Origin of the sequence: Robiginitalea sediminis (assembly GCF_002198115.1) — a bacterium.
GTDB classification, from domain to species: Bacteria; Bacteroidota; Bacteroidia; order Flavobacteriales; family Flavobacteriaceae; genus Robiginitalea; species Robiginitalea sediminis.
In genome coordinates, this window is the sequence record NZ_NGNR01000003.1 from 285770 (window position 1) to 303466 (window position 17697).

The window sequence follows — 17697 nt, forward strand, 5'->3', positions numbered from 1 at the left end:
ACCCGCGGGCCTCTTTAGCGTAATTCTGAAGGGGCCTATGGTATTTAAAAAGAGCAGTACTTATGCAAACTCATGTAGGTAATACCCCGATCCTGGATACTTCCGGCAAGGTGGAAGGAGAGATTGTTGAATTCCAGGGGGAATCCTTTTATAAAATCGCCAATGTAGACCAGATGCGCCCATTTTTTATGAGCCTGGTCAGCGATGGGAACCATTGGATGTTTATCTCCAGTAACGGGGGCCTGACGGCAGGTCGTAAAAACAGCGAGTTCGCCCTTTTCCCGTATTATACAGACGACAAGATCACGGAATCTGTGGATACCACGGGCTGTAAGACCCTTTTCCGCGTCGCTTCGGCTTCTGGGGGTTCTATGCTTTGGGAACCCTTCTCCGAGCGGTATTCCGGGCTTTACAACATCCGTCGCAACCTCTATAAGAACCGGTATGGCAATACCCTGATCTTCGAGGAGGAAAATCTGGACCTGGGGTTGGTCTTTCAATACCAGTGGGAGACCAGCAACCGTTTCGGATTTGTGAGAAAGGCGCGGCTGTGCAATACTTCCGGGAACCCTTGTGAGGTACATCTGCTTGACGGGTTCCTCAACCTGGTACCCCATGGGGTAACCACAGAATTGCAGAATACCCGGAGCAACCTGGTAGACGCCTATAAGAAGAGCGAACTGCTGCCCGAAAGCGGCCTGGGCATCTATGCCCTGAGCGCCATTATTGTGGACCGGGCCGAACCCAGCGAGGCGCTAAAAGCCAATGTGGTCTGGTCCGCCGGGCTGGAATCCCCGGTTTGCCTGGTATCTGCCAGGCAGGTGGAGGACTTTCGGCATGGGGTAACCCCCACCCCGGAGACCCTGAACAAAGGGGAGAAAGGGGCGTACCTGGCCTATTCCCGGCTTAACCTGGATGCAGGCAGGGAGCACCATTGGACCCTGGTAGCCAACGTGAACCAGGGGCCTTCCGCGGTGGCGGACCTGCACAAAGCCCTTGGGAAGCCGGATGCGCTGCTACAGGAAGTAGAGTCCGATATCCGTTTGGGAACCGAAAAATTAATGGGGCTTGCTGCAGCGGCAGATGGCTTACAGCTAACGGCCGACCCCCTGCGCACCATGCGCCACTACGCCAACGTGATGTACAACATCATGCGGGGCGGAATTATGGACCAGGATTACCTCCTGGAGCGTGAAGACCTGGCGGAATACATTCGCAGGGCCAGCCAGCGGGTCTCCCAGCAGCACCGGGAAATGCTCTCGGGCCTGCCGGAAGCGTTTACCCGCTTCGACCTCCTGGAAAGGGCCGGGCAGGTTGCCGATGCAGATCTGATGCGGCTGTGCCTGGAATACCTCCCCCTGAAATTCAGCCGCCGCCACGGGGATCCCAGCAGGCCCTGGAATAAGTTTTCCATCAATACCCAGCGCGAATCGGATGGGGCTAAAATCCTGGATTACCAGGGGAACTGGAGGGATATTTTCCAGAATTGGGAAGCCCTGGCCCATTCGTATCCGGGCTTTATCCATGGGATGATCCACAAATTCCTGAATGCCTCCACGGCAGATGGGTATAACCCGTACCGGATTACCAAATACGGGGTGGACTGGGAGGTTATCGAACCCGACGACCCCTGGTCCTACATAGGGTACTGGGGAGACCACCAGGTGATCTACCTGCTGAAATTCCTGGAATTTGCAGAAGATTACGAACCGGGGCGCCTCATGGATTTCTGGGAAACAGATGTCTTTGTCTATGTAGATGTGCCCTACCGCATCAAATCCTTCGACGATATCCTGCAGAACCCAAAGGATACCATTGTATTCGATGCGGCCCTGGATAAGGAACTGCGCAAACGAATGTCCGATTCCGGTTCCGATGGAGTGCTCCTGAGGGGGGTGGACGGGCAGCCCTACCGCGTGAACCTGGTGGAAAAACTCCTGGCCATGCTCCTGGCCAAGGTATCCAACTTTGTCCCCGAAGCCGGGATTTGGCTCAACACCCAGCGCCCGGAGTGGAATGACGCCAACAATGCCCTGGTGGGCAACGGGGTATCCATGGTAACCCTGTATTACCTGCACCGCTTCCTGAATTTCCTGGATGGGGTGTTGGATCGGCACCAGCCCGGACGTGCCATGGTTTCCAAGGCCTTGCTCGATTTCTTCGACGCCGCGGACCAGGCTCTTAAGGCCCATGAAGGGGAATTGTCCGGATCCTTCGACGATGTGCGCCGGATGGCCCTTACCGAGACCCTGGGAAGGGCAGGGGAGCAGTACCGTGCCTCTGTCTATCAGGGGAGGCTCCCCAGTGGTAAATCCGAATTACCTGCAGACCGACTGGCCGTCTTTGTTAAGCAGATGCTTCGTTACACCGCACATTCCATTGCAGCCAACCGCCGGAAGGATCAACTCTTCCATAGTTACAACCTCATCGACCTTAGCCAGCCCGGGTCCCTGTCGGTTTCCTACCTGGACCTGATGCTCGAAGGTCAGGTCGCAGTACTGAGTTCCGGGTACCTGGATGCGGCCGCATCCGCAGACTTGATGGATGCCCTGCGCTCCAGTGCCCTGTACCGTAAAGATCAGAATAGCTATATCCTCTACCCGAATAAAGACCTGCCGCCCTTTACCCGGAAGAATCTTATCCCGGAAGCCCGGGTCGCAGCATCCGAATTGTTGAAACAGCTGCTGGAGGACGGGGACCGGTCGGTTATCGAGCAGGACAGCTCTGGTGGGTATCACTTTAACGGGGCCTTTAATAATGCCTCCCGTCTGGCAGAAGCCCTGGACTGCCTTCCGCCCTCCTACGCTCATTTGGTAGCGGGTGAACGGAAGCTCATCCTGGAAACCTATGAGGAGCTTTTCGACCATCGCTCCTTCACCGGGCGGAGCGGCACCTTTTTTGGCTATGAAGGTCTCGGATCCATTTATTGGCACATGGTATCCAAATTATCCCTGGCGGTCCTGGAGACCTGTGCCAGGGGCCAGGCAAGTGGGGCGCCGCAGGAGCTGATCCGCAGGCTTGAAAGACATTACCACGAGGTCAACGCCGGAATTGGGGTACATAAATCCCCAGGGGTTTACGGGGCTTTCCCTACAGACCCCTACTCTCATACCCCTGCACACCGGGGTGCCCAGCAACCCGGGATGACGGGCCAGGTGAAGGAAGATGTCCTGACCCGGCTTATGGAGCTCGGGGTAAGGGTCCAATCCGGTGCCATAGCGTTTGGCCCGTTCTGGTTCGACCCGGAAGAATGGTTGGGCCAGGCAGATACCTTCGTGTACCGCAACCTAGCAGGAAATGAGGAATCCCTGGCCCTGCCGGCAGGTTCCCTGGCCTTTACCTATTGCCAGGTGCCCATTGTTTACCACCGCTCGGGAGAGGCCTATATCGAAGTGCATTATGCTAAGGGCAAGCCGGAGCGCAAGCCCGGGCACAGGCTAGACCCTGAACGTTCCGCCGCCATTTTCAAAAGGTCCGGGGAGGTGGTCCGTGTGGAGGTGGGCATCCCTGGATAAGGGAAGTCAAGTTACTGCGTATACACCTCTGCCTGTAGCCCTGGCAGCACCTCGCCGATGAGGTTGGTAAGGGTGTTGTTTGCACTGTCGAAGGCAAACTGGGTGACATTTCCGGTGCCGTCGGCCAGGCGCAGGGTATTGCCCTGGATGTCCCAGTTCCCGCCGGAGGTCCGGTTCTCTTCCGAACAGAAAAATTTGAAGAGGCCCCCGGTAATGGTAGTCACCACCAGGTCGTTTCCGTTAAAGGTCCATGTGTTGTCCGCGCGCAGGGTAATGCGTGCGCTGATACAGTCCAGCTCAGTCAGGACATTCGAGGTAGGGGTCCCGTCCTCGTCGATGTCCTGGGCAGGGCTGATCCGGAGTTCCGTCAGGTTCCAGGTGCCCACTACCAGTTCGGCATTGGGGTTTGGTCCAGTGCCCCCGTCGTCGTCCGAACAGGACCACAGCAACAGGGCTGTCATAAGGTAAGCGATCTTTCTCATAGGTATAGGCAATGGGGCGTCCCTGTTGGGACGGTCCCGAAAGATACTAAATTTTCACGGCGGGGCATTGCCAGGTCCTCCTGACGGAGCGGTCATGGGTTTATTTGCTCATATTTAGTACATTATGGGAAAAACCATGAAAATCACAATCATTGGCAGCGGTGTGGTGGGGCAAACCCTGGCAGCTGCATTCCATTCCCAGGGCCACCAGGTTTGGATGGCGACCCGAAACCCGGATGAAACCGCAAAAAGAACGGTGGAAGACCCGCAAAGCGGGGAGTCATTTGCCCATTGGCATGCCGAAAACCCCGGGGTAACCCTGGTGTCCTTCGGGCAGGTGCCGGACGGGTCCGAGGTGTTGGTCAATGCCACAGGTGGGATGGTTTCCCTGGACGCACTAGACCAGATAGGTGCCGATAAAATAGGGTCCAAAGTCCTCCTGGACGTGGCTAACCCATTGGATTTTTCCCAAGGGTTTCCGCCTACCCTGGCCTACTGCAATACAGATTCCCTTGGGGAACGTATTCAGCAACGGTTTCCCGGGGCAAGGGTTGTGAAGGCCCTCAATACGGTAAATTTTCGGGTCATGGTCCAGCCGGATATCGTTCCCGGCGCCCATAATCTCTTTATGTGCGGGGATGACCCCGGAGCAAAAGAGGTGGTTCTGGGGTTGCTGGCTTCCCTGGGGTGGCCACGTGGGCGGGTGCTGGATCTCGGGGGGATCGGTGCCGCCCGGGGCACGGAAATGCTTATGCCCCTTTGGCTTGGGCTGATGGTCCAAATGGGATCCCCCATCATGAACTTCGAGATCCGACGCCCCTGAATTCCCAGAAAGCAACAGCTTGCCACTTTTTCCGATCTTTGCAAAAAAAAGGACGGCAATGACGCTATTTGTGGACATGGACGAGGTAATTGCAGATACCTACGGCGCGCATATCGAACGGTTCAATGCCCGCCATGGTACGGCCCTGAGCCGGGAGCAATGCATGGGCGGGGAAGTTTGGCAACAGGTTCCCGAGTACCGGCAAACCATCTGGAACCACTATTACGAGCCGGGCTTCTTCAGGGAACTCAACCCCATTGCCCACAGCCAGGAAGTGCTTAGGGAACTCGTTGAGAAGTATGAGGTCTTTATTGCTTCGGCTGCTATGCAATTTCCCAATTCCCTGAAGGAAAAACACGAATGGCTGGATGAGCACTTCCCCTTTATCCACTGGCGCAACCGCATCCTCTGCGGGGACAAGCACATTCTCAGGGGAGATATCCTCATAGACGACCGCAGCCACAACCTGGAGACCTTCCAGGGCCGCAGTATCCTGTTTACCTCCCCCCACAACATCCACACCACAGGTTTCGAACGCCTGGACAACTGGCAGGACGCGGCAGACCGCCTGCTGTAAGCGGCCCGGGAACCGTTTTTTTACCTACATTTAAGAAAACCAGGGGCGGTATCTGACCTTTCCCCGGGGCGTACACCTGCGTTTCCCGTGGGCAGGACATTCATTTCCCCTCAGACCAACCGATTTTCCATGAAAAAATTCCCGAATGCCTTTACCATTATGCTGGGGGTAATCCTGCTGGCGTGGGGCCTCACCTTTGTGGTTCCCAAAGGGGCCTATGAGCGCCAGACCCACCCAACCTCCGGGCAGGTAACGGTGGTGCCGGATTCCTATTCCGAAATACAGGCCGAACCCCTTGGTGTTATGGACCTGGTCCTAGCCATCCCGGAAGGCCTGGTAGACCGGGCAGACCTGATTGTCCTGATCCTACTTATTGGCGGATGTTTCTACCTGATCGAAAAAACCGGGGTACTGGGGCAGGCCCTGCAGCGTATCGTAGACCTGTTACAGGGCAGGGAAGCCCTGGCCATCCTGGCGGTTTCGGTCCTCTTTGCGGCCGCAGGGGCTACCATCGGTTTGCAGGAGGAAGTGATTGCCATGGCTCCCATTTTGGTGCTCTTCTCGCGCTCCATGGGCTACGACGCCAAATTGGCGGTGGCCATGAGTTTTGGTTCCGCAGTCCTCGGGGCAGCCTTCAGCCCGCTTAACCCGTTTGCCGTCTTACTGGCCCAGCAGGAAGCGGGTCTGGCCCTGCTCTCGGGCATGCCTTTCCGGTTGGTAGTGCTGGCCATTGCCCTGGGGGTGTGGGTGCTATACCTGGTGCGGTATGCAAGGCGGAACCCGGTAGCCAAAATCCCGATGGATGCCTCCAACGGGCAACTCAGCTCCAGGGGGATGCTTATCCTGGGGTTGCTCGCCGCGACTTTTTGCCTGGTTACCTACGGGATGCTGCAATGGGACTGGGGGTTTAACCACCTTTCGGGCTGTTTTTTTGCCCTGGCTATTGCCAGTGGACTTATAGCGCGCATGGGGCTTAACCAGACCGGGATGACCTACGCCGGCGGGTTCCGGGAGATGATCTACGCCAGTGTCGTCATTGGTATGGCCGGCAGTATTTCCCTCCTGCTTAAAAAGGGGATGGTTATAGACACCATTGTATATGGCCTTTTTGCCCCCATGGAAGCCCTGCCCACCCCCCTGGCGGCCCTGGGGATGCTTGTGGGTCAATCCCTCCTGCACTTGCCGGTCCCCAGCTATTCGGGCCAGGCCATCCTGACCATGCCCATCCTGACCCCCCTCTCCGATTTGGCCGGCATGCCGCGGCAGGTTTGTGTCCTGGCCTATCAGTACGGGGCGGTCAATATGGATATGCTGGTACCCACCAACGGGGCGCTTATGGCCATCCTCTCCGTTTGTGAAATCCCTTATAATCAGTGGCTGCGGTTTATCTGGAAACCTGCCCTCCTGCTGTTCGGGATAGCGGCACTGGCGCTCATCGTGGCCTTACAGACCGGTTATTCCTGAAGATTACCGGAATTTAACCAGGCGTTGCAGGGTACTGCCTTTGCCGTTGTCCCAAAGGGTGTCTGTGCGCGTGCTGTCCGGGGAGCGCAGTGTCTGGTGGTAGGTTTCGCGTATGGAATCCCCGGGCGCTTCCAGGGTAATCTCCAGGCTTTGACCGGTTTCCAACCACCTGCCGCGCCGGATTTTCTCCAGGTGGTACTCCGAAAACCGCCCGTTGCGCCTTAAGGTATGGTGTTCGGCCTGGCCACTGGTGGCCAGCACGTAGCGTTCCGTTACGTTGGGGTTGTCCTGCCCCTGGGTTCGCAGCAGGTATTGCCCGGCCCATTCGGCAGAAGCCGAGGTGTTTTTTTCATAAGTTTCGGCTTCCCGGCAGCCTTGGATGAAGAAGGTCAGGAATGCAAGGGCAAGTGACAGAAAACGTGACATGATCTCCAAAATACAACTTATGCAAAAATTGAGATACTTATAATAGGGAATAGTACTCTCTCTAATTCCTTTTTTTAGGCGGTTTACAGGTCTTGCAGAAACCGGAAAGCGCGTTTATCTCCTCCCGCACCCGCTCCTGCTCTTCCCTGAGTTTATCCTGGTCCTGCCCCATCTGTGTGACGTTGGCCACCCGGCTGCTCTCCGCGGCCATTTCGGCTTGTAATTCCTGGAAATAGGGCTCAAAAAACCCGATGTCCGAGAAGGTTTTTTTGTTTTCGAACAGGGCTTTGCGGAGTTTGCGGGCATAGAGTTCGGTAAGGTCGAATTCGTAGCGGGCCAGCCCTGCCAGCTGCTTGGCCGTAGTGCTGTCCGGGGCGGTCAGGAATGCCGCCGACCGCTGCAGGGTGGCGCTCACCTTTGGGTTGAAATTTCGGGTAAACATAAATGCGGCCGTACTCATCTGTACCCCAAAGCCCAGGCGTACCCCGGACTGCATGCTGCTCCCGGGCAGTTTCGGGTGGATTTGTGTGGCGGCAGAGCGGAAGTCCGAGAGGGTTACCTGGTACGCCTCTGACCATTCAACAAGGTCGGTTTCCGCCTGGGCGCGCCCCGGAAGGACAGGGGCAACCAACAGGGTAATCAGGGCAACCAAGGTTCGGGTCATAATCGTGCGGAGCATTATTTAAGGGTATAAGCGGATATTCCTGAAGCGGATAGTCCCAGTCCCGCTGGCCTGCAATCCGATATAACCGGACCCAAGCCCGGGGTTTGCCAGCCTGGCGGTGAGGGTGTCGTTCACCCAGATCTTCAGGGTATCGGGGCGGCAGTCTATACGGTAGGTATTCCAGCGGTTCAGGGTGTTGACATGGGCCAGGGGGGGGTGCCGGGTTACGATAGCCCCGGTCCGGAACTCCGGGTTGGGGTGCAGGTCCCAGATATTGATTTCATGGCAGTCCGTGGCACTTAGTTCCTGTTTGGCACAGCGGATAAAGATGCCGGAATTGATGGTACTGTCCGGCATGAATTCCAGTTCCAGTCGGAAATCGGTGTAACGCTCCCGCGTCATTACAAAACCTTCTGCGGAATCGGCCCGGCCTTGAAGCAGCCCGTCTCGGAAGTCCCATTGGGCCGCACCATGGACCTCCCAATCTGCCTGGCCCGGGGCAAACAATTCCCGTCCCCGGTCGGTGCATGTGCTAATGGCCAGGGCAAGCATCCACAATGGAATAAGTATCCTCATACCGGACTTAAAGATACAAAAGCGGGTGTGGCCAAAGGAGTAAGGGGCGGGTATTTTTATCCCCCGGATTTTTCGGGAAGTCCGCCCATCCCTTTAGTTTGCCAATTTAAAGATGCCGGATACCTGCAGTTCTTTTTCGATGGACCCATAGAGAAAGGAGACATCAATATCCACCTCCCATTCGGTCTGCGAACGCCGGTTTCCGGAAATGGTGCCGCTTGTTACCGGGAAGCTGTCATTGGTTTCGCAAAAACAGCTTTGACGGTAATAGGGGGAAAGCCGCACCAGGGCCAGTCCTGTCGCGGTAAAGGAGGTGAGTGCCGCATCCACTTCGAAAATCAGAATTTCCGAGAAGCCCGAATCGGCAATCTGAGGGTCGGAATCGATGGTGAACTCGTAGCGGAATACCCTTTTGTCCCCGGAGCCAACCGTAGCGATCTGGACGGGGGCATCCGGGTCCGGGGGGATCACGGCGGTATTCTCGGTGAAGGTCAGCAGGGTACGGCGGTCTTCCCCGGAATCGTCCGAGGAACAGCCCTGCATCAGGAGCAGGACGCCCAATAGCAATAGGATGTAGTGGCGCATGGCAGTGAGATTTGGGGTTTTATCTCCGCTACAAACCCGTCTCGGGCCTTGGCGGATACTATAAAGATAAGGTTTTGCCCGGGGGGTTGCTTTAAACCTCCTGGTAGTACCCTTTTATTTTTCCAGATCGGCCAGCCACGGATACCCTGACGTTCCCGCTTTCAAGGGCCTCAAGGTTTGTTCCAGACTGTCCCGGTTCCACCCCAGCCCGGCGGTTTCGGGCCGCTCGTACAACAGGTTGTAGGCCGATTGGTGCATACCAAATGCCTTAAGCTGGCCAAATGCCGAAAGGGCCCGCTCCTCGATCCAGGCCCCGGTGCCGAATTCCAGGTTCAGCAGGGCTGCGAGGGTGTCGTTAACCCTGCCGGGCCGGGAAGGCAGCATGCGGCCCCGGTGGGTAAGGTCGTTGAATTCCCGAAGGATGAGGTGTACGGCCGAATCATTTCCTTCTTCTCGGCGGCGCTCCCAGAATTCCCGGTAGTAGGTCCCAAAAGCCTCCGGATCCGCAAATGAGGCCTCCAGGCTGTCTGCCCATTGGCGGAAATTCTTTCGGACATAAACAGGGCCAATGAGAAACTCCCCGGCACCCTGATGGACCTGGTCCAGGAGTTTGAAGTACCCGAATTGCTTGAAACTCTCGTGGAGCATCAGCAGGTTTTCGGGTTTTCGCACCCATTGGTTTGCGGTCCAGTCTCCGTGTCGGAGTTCAGAAAAACTGGGGCGGTGCTCCTGGTAGGCGGTAGGAGGTTGCTCCCCGCAGCCGGTAGCCCACATCAGCAGGCCAGCCAGGCAGGTGGTGGCCCAGGCGCGCAGAGCGCAATGTCGTTGGTGTTTCATTCAGGTGTCTTGAAGGCCTATTTTTAACAAGCCTGATGGGTCAGGGTCAAACTTATGGAATTTCGGATAACCGCATGGTATGGGAGGTAACAATCCCAGGCACCTGCCCCCATCCCGACAGGACAGCTTTCCCTCTCGAAATATCCCGTGAATTGCTTTCGAATGGGATGTTAATTGCTTAAATTTAAGGTCCTTTCCACGGGAGCGATACTACTATAAGTTTTCCCTAAACCGTATAGTTTATTCCTATGGAAAATCGAAAAGTATAAGAATCCATTATGCTACATTTGGATACCAGCAAATCGAAAATTCACAAACAACATGGGAGATAAAAATCATTCACACACATCTTACGACGTCAACGACGCCTCAAAGTGCCCCTTTTTGAACGGGGAGCTCAACCAGGCGGCTGGCGGGGGTACTACCAACCGCGACTGGTGGCCCAATTCACTTAACCTGAACATCCTTCGCCAGCATTCCGAAAAGGCGGACCCAATGGATCCGGATTTCGACTATGCCGAAGCCTTTAAATCGCTCGACCTCGACGCGGTTAAAAAGGACCTCACCGACCTGATGACCGACAGCCAGGACTGGTGGCCGGCAGACTACGGCCACTACGGCCCCTTCTTTATCCGCATGGCCTGGCACGCAGCCGGGACCTACCGTATTTCCGACGGGCGCGGAGGCGGCGGAACAGGCAACCAGCGTTTTGCCCCGCTCAACAGCTGGCCGGACAACGCCAACCTGGACAAGGCCCGCGTACTGCTGTGGCCCATCAAACAGAAATACGGCAAGAAACTCTCCTGGGCAGACCTGCTGATCCTGGCGGGGAATGTGGCCCATGAGTCCATGGGGCTGCCCATGTACGGTTTTGCCGGTGGGCGTGCCGACATCTGGCAACCCGAGGAGGATATCTACTGGGGCTCCGAGGCCGAATGGCTCGGCAACAAGGACCGGTATAACGAGAAGGGCGAGCTGGAAAAACAAATGGGAGCGGCCCACATGGGGCTTATATACGTGAACCCGGAGGGCCCCAACGGTAACCCGGATCCGGTAGCCGCCGCCCATGACATCCGCGAGACCTTCGGGCGTATGGCGATGAACGATTACGAAACCGTAGCCCTGATTGCCGGGGGCCATACCTTTGGTAAGACCCACGGGGCCGCCAAAGATTCCGAGTACCTGGAGGCAGAACCCGCCGGGGCTTCCATCGAGATGCAGAGCCTGGGCTGGAAGAGCCATTTCGGTACCGGTAAAGGCTCGGATACCATTACCAGTGGGCTGGAAGGCGCCTGGACGGATACCCCGATTAAATGGAGCCACACTTTCCTGACCAACCTGTTTAAATACGAGTGGGAACTGACCCAGAGCCCTGCAGGGGCACACCAGTGGCGCCCGAAAGACGGGGCAGGTGCCGGTACTGTACCGGATGCCCACGACCCGTCTAAGAAACACGCTCCCTTCATGCTCACTACGGACCTCTCCCTGCGCATGGACCCGGCCTACGAGAAGATTTCCCGCCACTTCCTGGAAAACCCGGAGGAGTTTAAGGAAGCTTATCAGAAAGCCTGGTTTAAGCTAACCCACAGGGATATGGGGCCGAAGTCCCGCTACCTGGGCCCGGAAGTACCGAAGGAAGACCTCATCTGGCAGGATCCGATCCCGGCCCGCGATTACGACCTGGTAGACGACAAGGACATCGCTGGTCTTAAGAAAGCCATCCTGGCTACAGGTCTGAGCGTTTCCGAACTGGTTGGGGCCGCCTGGGCCTCTGCCTCCACCTTCCGCGGCTCCGACAACCGGGGCGGCGCAAATGGCGGACGGGTGCGCCTGGAGCCCCAGGTACACTGGGAAGCCAACAACCCCGTACAACTGGGGCGGGTGCTGGATGCCCTTACCCAGGTCCAAGCAGACTTTAACGGAGCCCAGAGCGGCAACAAAAAAGTCTCCATGGCAGACCTGATTGTCCTGGGCGGATGTGCGGCTGTAGAAAAAGCGGCCCAAGATGCCGGACATGATGTTTCCGTGCCTTTTACCCCGGGTCGCACCGATGCCACCCAGGAAATGACAGACCCGGAATCCTTCGAACACTTAGAGCCCTATGCAGACGGGTTCCGCAACTACCTGAAAGGCCCTGCTTCTGTGAAGTCGGAGCACTTGCTGGTAGACAAGGCCCAGCTGCTGACCCTTACCGCACCCGAAATGACCGTGCTGGTAGGAGGGATGCGGACCATGGGTGCCAATTACGACGGTTCCGCTCACGGGGTCTTCACCGACCGTCCGGGAACCCTTTCCAACGATTTCTTCGTAAACCTGCTGGACATGCGTACTGCGTGGCAGCCGGTGGATGAGGCCGAGGAGGTCTTTGAAGGGCGCGACCGCAAGACCGGCGACCTGCGCTGGACCGGAACCCGTTCCGACCTGATTTTCGGATCGAACTCCGAACTCCGGGCCCTGGCCGAAGTATATGCCTGCAGCGATGCATCCGAGAAGTTCGTTAAGGACTTCGTCAAGGCATGGGACAAGGTTATGAACCTGGACCGTTTCGACCTGAAATAAAACTGAGGTTCATTTTTAAATTCCGAAAAGCGGCCCCCGGGCCGCTTTTTTTATGCCTGCGCGGTAAGGGGTAGCGCTATGGGGAAGGGTCCCGTTGCCTTTCAAACCGGATCTTCCGGACCCCGTGGTCGGTATCGTATTGCCCGGATTCCCGGAACCCGCAGCGGAGATAGAGCGCTGTGGCCGGCAGATTCTTCAGCCCGGTCTCTACGGTATAACGGGAGGTAACGTAGGTGTCCAGGACGAACTGCACCAGAGCCTTGCCAATCCCTTTTCGAAAGAACCGGGGTAGGACCACCAGGCTCTGGATATGCGTTGAGTTCGTGCCGGGTACCACCTCTACAACCCCGGCCAGGGCACCCGAGCGAAAAAATCCATAAAAATCGTTGGAGGAAGTTGTAAACCCCTCAAGGGGCCGTTTCAGAGGCGGGAAATCGGTTGCCCCGAGCAACCTGGCTTCTACGGCGTAAGAGGCCTGGAAAACCTCCCGGATGGCGCGGGCAGTATCAGGTTTATGGTGGTCCAGCTTCCGGATCATCCTCCTTGTCTGTTTTACGCGGGGTGAGTTTATAAACCAGCCAGCCAAACCCTACAACCAGGTGCAGGGCAATAAGGGCCAGGATAATTTTGGTGGTCAGGTTCATGGAGCAGGGTGTCTATCGGAGTGAAAAATAAGCAAAAGGGCCAGAAAGCCATGTAACCTAGGGCACCGATAGATCGTTTTTGTATGGCAGTTTGGTTATTTAGCAGAAAAGTAGTATTATTATGATATCAAATATGTATCAAAATGAAAAATGAAAAAGAAATCAGGCCCGGCAGCGGGTATCTGATGTTGCTGGTCCTCTTTCTGGTTATTGCAGGGACCATCGCCGGTTTGATTGCCCTTCGCAGCCCCTGGTTCCTGGTGGGCCTCCCCCTGATGATCCTGATTATGCGGGGGTTCTTTATTGTAAACCCAAACAGTTCCAAGGTGCTGGTCCTCTTCGGGGCCTATAAGGGTACGGTTAAAGAGAACGGGTTTTTCTGGGCCAATCCGTTCTACGCGCGCCAGAAGATCTCCCTCAGGGCCCGCAACTTCGACAGTGAACGGGTTAAGGTAAATGACAAGATCGGGAACCCTATCCTGATCAACGTTATCCTGGTCTGGCAGGTACAGGATACCTACAAATCTGCCTTCGACGTAGATAATTACGTGGAGTTTGTCCGGGTGCAGACCGACGCCGCTGTCCGGAAGCTGGCGGGGTCCTATCCCTATGACAATTTCGACGATGAGCAGGCAGAGCTCACCCTGCGCTCCGGGATGGATGAGGTGAATGAGGCCCTGGAAGTGGAGATTACCGAGCGCCTGGCCATTGCCGGGATAAAAGTTATCGAAGCCCGGATTGGGTACCTGGCCTATGCCCCGGAAATTGCCAATGCCATGCTCAAACGCCAGCAAGCGGTGGCCATTGTAGCCGCCCGGAAGAAGATCGTGGAAGGCGCAGTAGGCATGGTGGAGGACGCCCTGGAGCAGCTGAGCCGGGACCAGATCATTGAATTCGACGAAGACAAGAAGGCTGCCATGGTCAGCAACCTCATGGTGGTGCTATGCGGCGATAAGGAAGCGGTGCCTGTGGTCAATGCCGGAACGCTGAATTCCTGATTTTGTGAGCAAGCGCAAGGCCTTTGTCCTCCGGCTAGACCCGGAAACGTTCAAAGCGGTCCAGAAATGGGCAGACGATGAATTCCGCAGCGTAAACGGCCAACTGGAATGGATCATCCACAAAGGGCTTAAAGAGGTCCGGCGCCTGCCCAGGCAAAACCCCGAAAAGGACGCCTGAGGCATTACTTCCCCGGAGTCATCCGAAGTTCGAAGATGTCGGTCCGCCTGTCTTTCAGGTTCCGTACCGCCCCGTGTTCGTGCAGCTCGCGGAGCAGGTCGATATCCACATCGGCGATGAGGATCATCTCTGTATTCTGGGTGGCCTCTGCCTTGATCCCGTTGGTGGGAAAGGCAAAGTCGCAGGGTGTAAACACGGCAGACTGGGCAAATTGGATATCCATGTTGTGCACATTGGGCAGGTTGCCCACGCTCCCGGCAATGGCCACATAGCACTCGTTTTCGATGGCCCGCGCCTGGGCGCAGTTGCGCACCCGGGCGTACCCGTTCTGGGTGTCGGTCAAAAAGGGAACAAAGAGGATGTCCATCCCCTGGTCTGCCAGCAACCGGCTGAGTTCCGGGAATTCGCTGTCGTAGCAGATCAAGACCCCTACCTTGCCGCAATCCGTATCGAAGACTTTAAGGCCGGAGCCGCCCTGCATGCCCCAGACCTTGGCTTCGTCCGGCGTAACGTGCAGTTTTTCATACCGTTCCACCGTCCCGTCCCGCTTACAGAGGTACCCTACATTGAGCAGTTTTCCTTCATGGAGTTCCGGCATACTGCCGGTCACGATGTTGATATTATAGGAAATGGCCAGGCCGGAAAACCGGCTTACAATCTCATCGGTATGCCGGGCCAGCTCGCGGATGGCGTTGGCCTCCGAGAGGTGGTTGTTTTTGGCCATGAGCGGGGCGTTAAAGAATTCCGGGAACACGGCAAAGTCGGAGCGATAGCCCGAAACCGCATCCACGAAATACTCTGCCTGCTGTAACAGGTCCTCCACCGAATCGTAGGGGCGCATCTGCCACTGGATCAACCCCAGGCGGATCACTTTTTTAAGGGTGGCGGCCTTCTGCACCGGCTTTTCGTAGAAAATATTGTTCCACTCCATCAGCACCGCATACTCATTGGAAGCCGCATCGCCTTCCAGATACCCTTTCAGGATGCGGATGGGGTGGAAGTCGTTAGAGAGCTGGAAGTTAAGCACCGGATCGTGGATAGCTTTCTGCCGTACCTGTTCAATATAGGCCTTGGGTGTCATCTGCCCAGCGTACTTGTGATAGTTGGGGATGCGCCCCCCAAAGACAATTCCCTTGAGGTTCTGTTTCTCGCAGAGCTCCTTCCGGTAGTCGTAGAGCCGACGGCCCAGGCGCAACCCCCGGAATTCCGGTTTGATAAACACATCTATCCCGTAGAGCACCTCGCCCTGGTCGGTATGGGTATTGAAGCTGTAGTCTCCGGTGATCTCCCGGTAGGTGTGTTTTTCCTCAATCAGGTCTTCCGGGACCAGGATGGAAAGGGCGCAACCTGCCAGTTCCCCGTTTATACGGATCACCACCTGCCCCTCAGGGTACTTTTCGATAAGGGACCGCACGTGTTGCTCCCGCCAGTAGGCATCCGGCATGGACGGGTAGGCCGAAACCATGGCCTGTTGCAGGTCGTGGTAGTCGTCCAGGGAAAGGTATTTCAGTTCGATCTTATCGATGTCGCGTAGCTCCATAGGTTTTTTTTTAAGGCCGGCATATCAGACGCCGTTTCCGGCTCAAAGGTATAACAGATTCCAAGGCAACCCGCGGTTTAATTTTAGCCCGGAAGGGAGAAGATATCTCGAGACACGCGGGTAACTGCCCCTGGTTTGAATACCGGGATAAATGCGTATTTTCAAGCGCAACACCCGGGTCTTTGCCTTTAGGTCTTTTGTGAAGGGATCCCGGGGTATAACGCAAACAGATTCCTTATGATGCTACGTAAGATACAAAGAGCCGCCTTACTCTTCCTCATGGTTACGGGAGTGGCGCATTCCCAGCAAGAACCGAAAACTGACTTTACCCGCATGTACCTCCCGGTTTGGGAGGAGGCACGGGACCATTGCCTGGATGTGGCCCGGGCCATGCCTGAGGAGCTTTACAGCTATAAGCCCACGGAAGTGAGCAAGACCTTCGGGGAGCAGATGGTGCATATTGCCCATACGGTAGTATTGCTGACCGAGCGCTATGTTCAGGGCATGGACGTAACCCCCAACACCCCGGATGCTTCAAAAATGACCAAGGCGGAAATACTGGCGCTGCTGGAAGAAGGATTCAATTACGTGGAAGGGGTTATCCGCACGGTGGAACAGGAGCAACTGGACCAGACCTGCGTCATGTACCACAGCGGTAATACAGTTAGCCGGGCCTTCGCCTTTTTCTATGTACAGGACCACATGGCCAACCACCGCTCCAAGTCCAACCTGTATCTCCGGATCAATGGGATAGATCCGCCGGAATATACCTGGTAGGAGATCTTAAGGCGAAAAGAAAGGTTTGCGGTTCATGTCTTCTATTCAGGCCTGTGATTGGGCCTGGAATTTTTGGAGGGTGATAGGCGGTTGCAGGTTGTTGGTGTAGTTTGATGGGTGGGGGGAGGGGGCCCCAGAATCCCGGAATCCTTATTTCTAACCCATCCGTTCACAAAAGGCTTTAACCCCATCCACTTCTCTTTCGCTCCAGAAACGCCTCCTGCAACCGCCGGGTTACCGGCCCTGCTTCCGAGGTGAAGAAAACATGGTCATCCAATTGCTGTATGGCCGTTATCTGGGTGCTTGTGCCAGTCAGGAAGGCTTCGTCTGCTTGTGGGATGTCCTTGGCCGGGTAACCTTCCTCCCGCACTTCAAGGCCCAGTTCTGCGCATAGTTCCAGTACTACCTGCCGGGTAATCCCATCCAAAATAAACGTATCGGCCGGGTGGGTGATCACCACCCCGTCCTTCACAAAAAAAACATTGCAGTGAGAGGCCTCGGTTACCACCCCGTTGCGGACCAAAACGGTTTCATAACAATCGTTGCGCATGGCATGTTCATTTACCATGACATTTCCCAGCAGGGAGGTCATCTTGATATCGCACCGGGCCCACCGGAAGTCCTCCATGGAAATGGTCCGGGCATGATTTGCCGGGATATCGGGGAGACTCTTGGCCCATGCGTACATCAGCACCGTGGGTTCAATGCCTTTGGGATAGTTATGCTGTCGGGGGGCCACCCCCCGGGTCACCTGAATATAAAGAAGGCAGTCCTTTCCGGTAAGCCCGGTAGCATCCAGAAGGGCAGGAATCTCGGCCTCCAGGGCGTCCAAATCCAATTGGATGTCGATTTTTTCCAGGCAGGAACGCAGTCGGTCTAGATGGGCCTTGCGGTAAAAGAAACGCCCGCCAATCTGCGCCATGACCTCGTAGATACCGTCCCCGAAAATAAACCCCCGGTCAAAAACGGAGATGCGGGCCTCTGAGGCCTCGAGGATTTGGCCGTTGAGGTAGACCTTTGGGGGAAAGCTAGCAGGTGGTGCCATATTACCT

At 56.2% G+C, this 17697-nt stretch carries 18 protein-coding genes; 8 read left to right on the forward strand and 10 right to left on the reverse strand.

The window, feature by feature from the left end:
* The first annotated feature begins 62 nt into the window (after positions 1-62).
* On the forward strand, positions 63-3515 hold the full coding sequence (locus tag CA832_RS11100) for a hypothetical protein (protein ID WP_088341683.1): 3453 nt from the start codon (positions 63-65) through the stop codon (positions 3513-3515).
* 11 nt (positions 3516-3526) lie between these two features.
* Here the strand turns inward: CA832_RS11100 and CA832_RS11105 are convergent, their stop codons facing one another.
* A complete protein-coding gene (locus CA832_RS11105) occupies positions 3527-3997 on the reverse strand; it encodes a lipocalin family protein (protein ID WP_143542381.1) in 471 nt (156 codons plus the stop codon).
* A gap of 136 nt (positions 3998-4133) precedes the next feature.
* On the opposite strand from CA832_RS11105, the gene CA832_RS11110 reads away from it, so the two are divergent.
* The 3 genes from CA832_RS11110 to CA832_RS11120 all read left to right on the forward strand — a co-directional run bounded on the left by CA832_RS11110 (position 4134) and on the right by CA832_RS11120 (position 6861).
* A complete protein-coding gene (locus tag CA832_RS11110; RefSeq protein WP_088341959.1) occupies positions 4134-4820 on the forward strand; it encodes an NADPH-dependent F420 reductase in 687 nt (228 codons plus the stop codon).
* A gap of 58 nt (positions 4821-4878) precedes the next feature.
* Positions 4879-5397: a 5' nucleotidase, NT5C type gene (locus CA832_RS11115; protein WP_088341685.1), complete on the forward strand. Its 519-nt coding sequence runs from the start codon at positions 4879-4881 to the stop codon at positions 5395-5397.
* A 129-nt stretch (positions 5398-5526) separates the two neighbouring features.
* Positions 5527-6861, forward strand: a complete 1335-nt coding sequence (locus CA832_RS11120; protein ID WP_088341686.1) for a YfcC family protein — start codon at positions 5527-5529, stop codon at positions 6859-6861.
* 3 nt (positions 6862-6864) lie between these two features.
* Here the strand turns inward: CA832_RS11120 and CA832_RS11125 are convergent, their stop codons facing one another.
* From CA832_RS11125 to CA832_RS11145, 5 genes are all read right to left on the reverse strand, one after another.
* Positions 6865-7287, reverse strand: a complete 423-nt coding sequence (locus CA832_RS11125) for a hypothetical protein (protein ID WP_088341687.1) — start codon at positions 7285-7287, stop codon at positions 6865-6867.
* Between the two features lie 61 nt (positions 7288-7348).
* Entirely contained in the window at positions 7349-7951 is a 603-nt protein-coding gene (locus CA832_RS11130; protein WP_088341688.1) for a hypothetical protein, read from the reverse strand.
* Between the two features lie 18 nt (positions 7952-7969).
* The gene (locus CA832_RS11135; RefSeq protein WP_088341689.1) at positions 7970-8527 is read right to left on the reverse strand and encodes a 3-keto-disaccharide hydrolase; all 558 of its coding nucleotides are present in this window, start codon (positions 8525-8527) and stop codon (positions 7970-7972) included.
* A gap of 93 nt (positions 8528-8620) precedes the next feature.
* Positions 8621-9112, reverse strand: a complete 492-nt coding sequence (locus CA832_RS11140; RefSeq protein ID WP_143542382.1) for a hypothetical protein — start codon at positions 9110-9112, stop codon at positions 8621-8623.
* A 114-nt stretch (positions 9113-9226) separates the two neighbouring features.
* Positions 9227-9949 carry a hypothetical protein gene (locus CA832_RS11145; protein WP_088341691.1) on the reverse strand — a complete coding sequence of 241 codons (723 nt, stop codon included), beginning with the start codon at positions 9947-9949 and terminating at the stop codon, positions 9227-9229.
* 321 nt (positions 9950-10270) lie between these two features.
* Between CA832_RS11145 and katG the strand changes: the two genes are divergently transcribed.
* Positions 10271-12508 (forward strand): catalase/peroxidase HPI, encoded by a 2238-nt coding sequence (gene katG, locus CA832_RS11150; RefSeq protein ID WP_088341692.1) that lies wholly within the window; start codon positions 10271-10273, stop codon positions 12506-12508.
* 76 nt (positions 12509-12584) lie between these two features.
* Here katG and CA832_RS11155 read toward each other — a convergent pair whose 3' ends face one another.
* Together CA832_RS11155 and CA832_RS15265 are read right to left on the reverse strand one after the other, a co-directional pair.
* Positions 12585-13046, reverse strand: a complete 462-nt coding sequence (locus CA832_RS11155) for a GNAT family N-acetyltransferase (RefSeq protein WP_088341693.1) — start codon at positions 13044-13046, stop codon at positions 12585-12587.
* Positions 13021-13152: a hypothetical protein gene (locus tag CA832_RS15265; RefSeq protein WP_262502097.1), complete on the reverse strand. Its 132-nt coding sequence runs from the start codon at positions 13150-13152 to the stop codon at positions 13021-13023. Before CA832_RS15265 ends, CA832_RS11155 begins: the two co-directional genes overlap by 26 nt.
* Before the next feature lie 143 nt (positions 13153-13295).
* On the opposite strand from CA832_RS15265, the gene CA832_RS11160 reads away from it, so the two are divergent.
* Positions 13296-14150: an SPFH domain-containing protein gene (locus tag CA832_RS11160; protein ID WP_088341694.1), complete on the forward strand. Its 855-nt coding sequence runs from the start codon at positions 13296-13298 to the stop codon at positions 14148-14150.
* Between the two features lie 4 nt (positions 14151-14154).
* Positions 14155-14328: an Arc family DNA binding domain-containing protein gene (locus tag CA832_RS11165; RefSeq protein WP_088341695.1), complete on the forward strand. Its 174-nt coding sequence runs from the start codon at positions 14155-14157 to the stop codon at positions 14326-14328.
* A gap of 4 nt (positions 14329-14332) precedes the next feature.
* On the opposite strand, the gene CA832_RS11170 is transcribed toward CA832_RS11165, so the two are convergent.
* On the reverse strand, positions 14333-15868 hold the full coding sequence (locus CA832_RS11170; RefSeq protein WP_088341696.1) for a carbon-nitrogen hydrolase family protein: 1536 nt from the start codon (positions 15866-15868) through the stop codon (positions 14333-14335).
* Between the two features lie 237 nt (positions 15869-16105).
* Between CA832_RS11170 and CA832_RS11175 the strand changes: the two genes are divergently transcribed.
* Complete coding sequence (locus tag CA832_RS11175; protein WP_088341697.1) at positions 16106-16645, forward strand: DinB family protein; 540 nt, start codon at positions 16106-16108, stop codon at positions 16643-16645.
* A gap of 181 nt (positions 16646-16826) precedes the next feature.
* Here the strand turns inward: CA832_RS11175 and CA832_RS11180 are convergent, their stop codons facing one another.
* Positions 16827-17690 (reverse strand): aminotransferase class IV, encoded by an 864-nt coding sequence (locus tag CA832_RS11180; RefSeq protein WP_088341698.1) that lies wholly within the window; start codon positions 17688-17690, stop codon positions 16827-16829.
* Between the last annotated feature and the right edge of the window lie 7 nt (positions 17691-17697).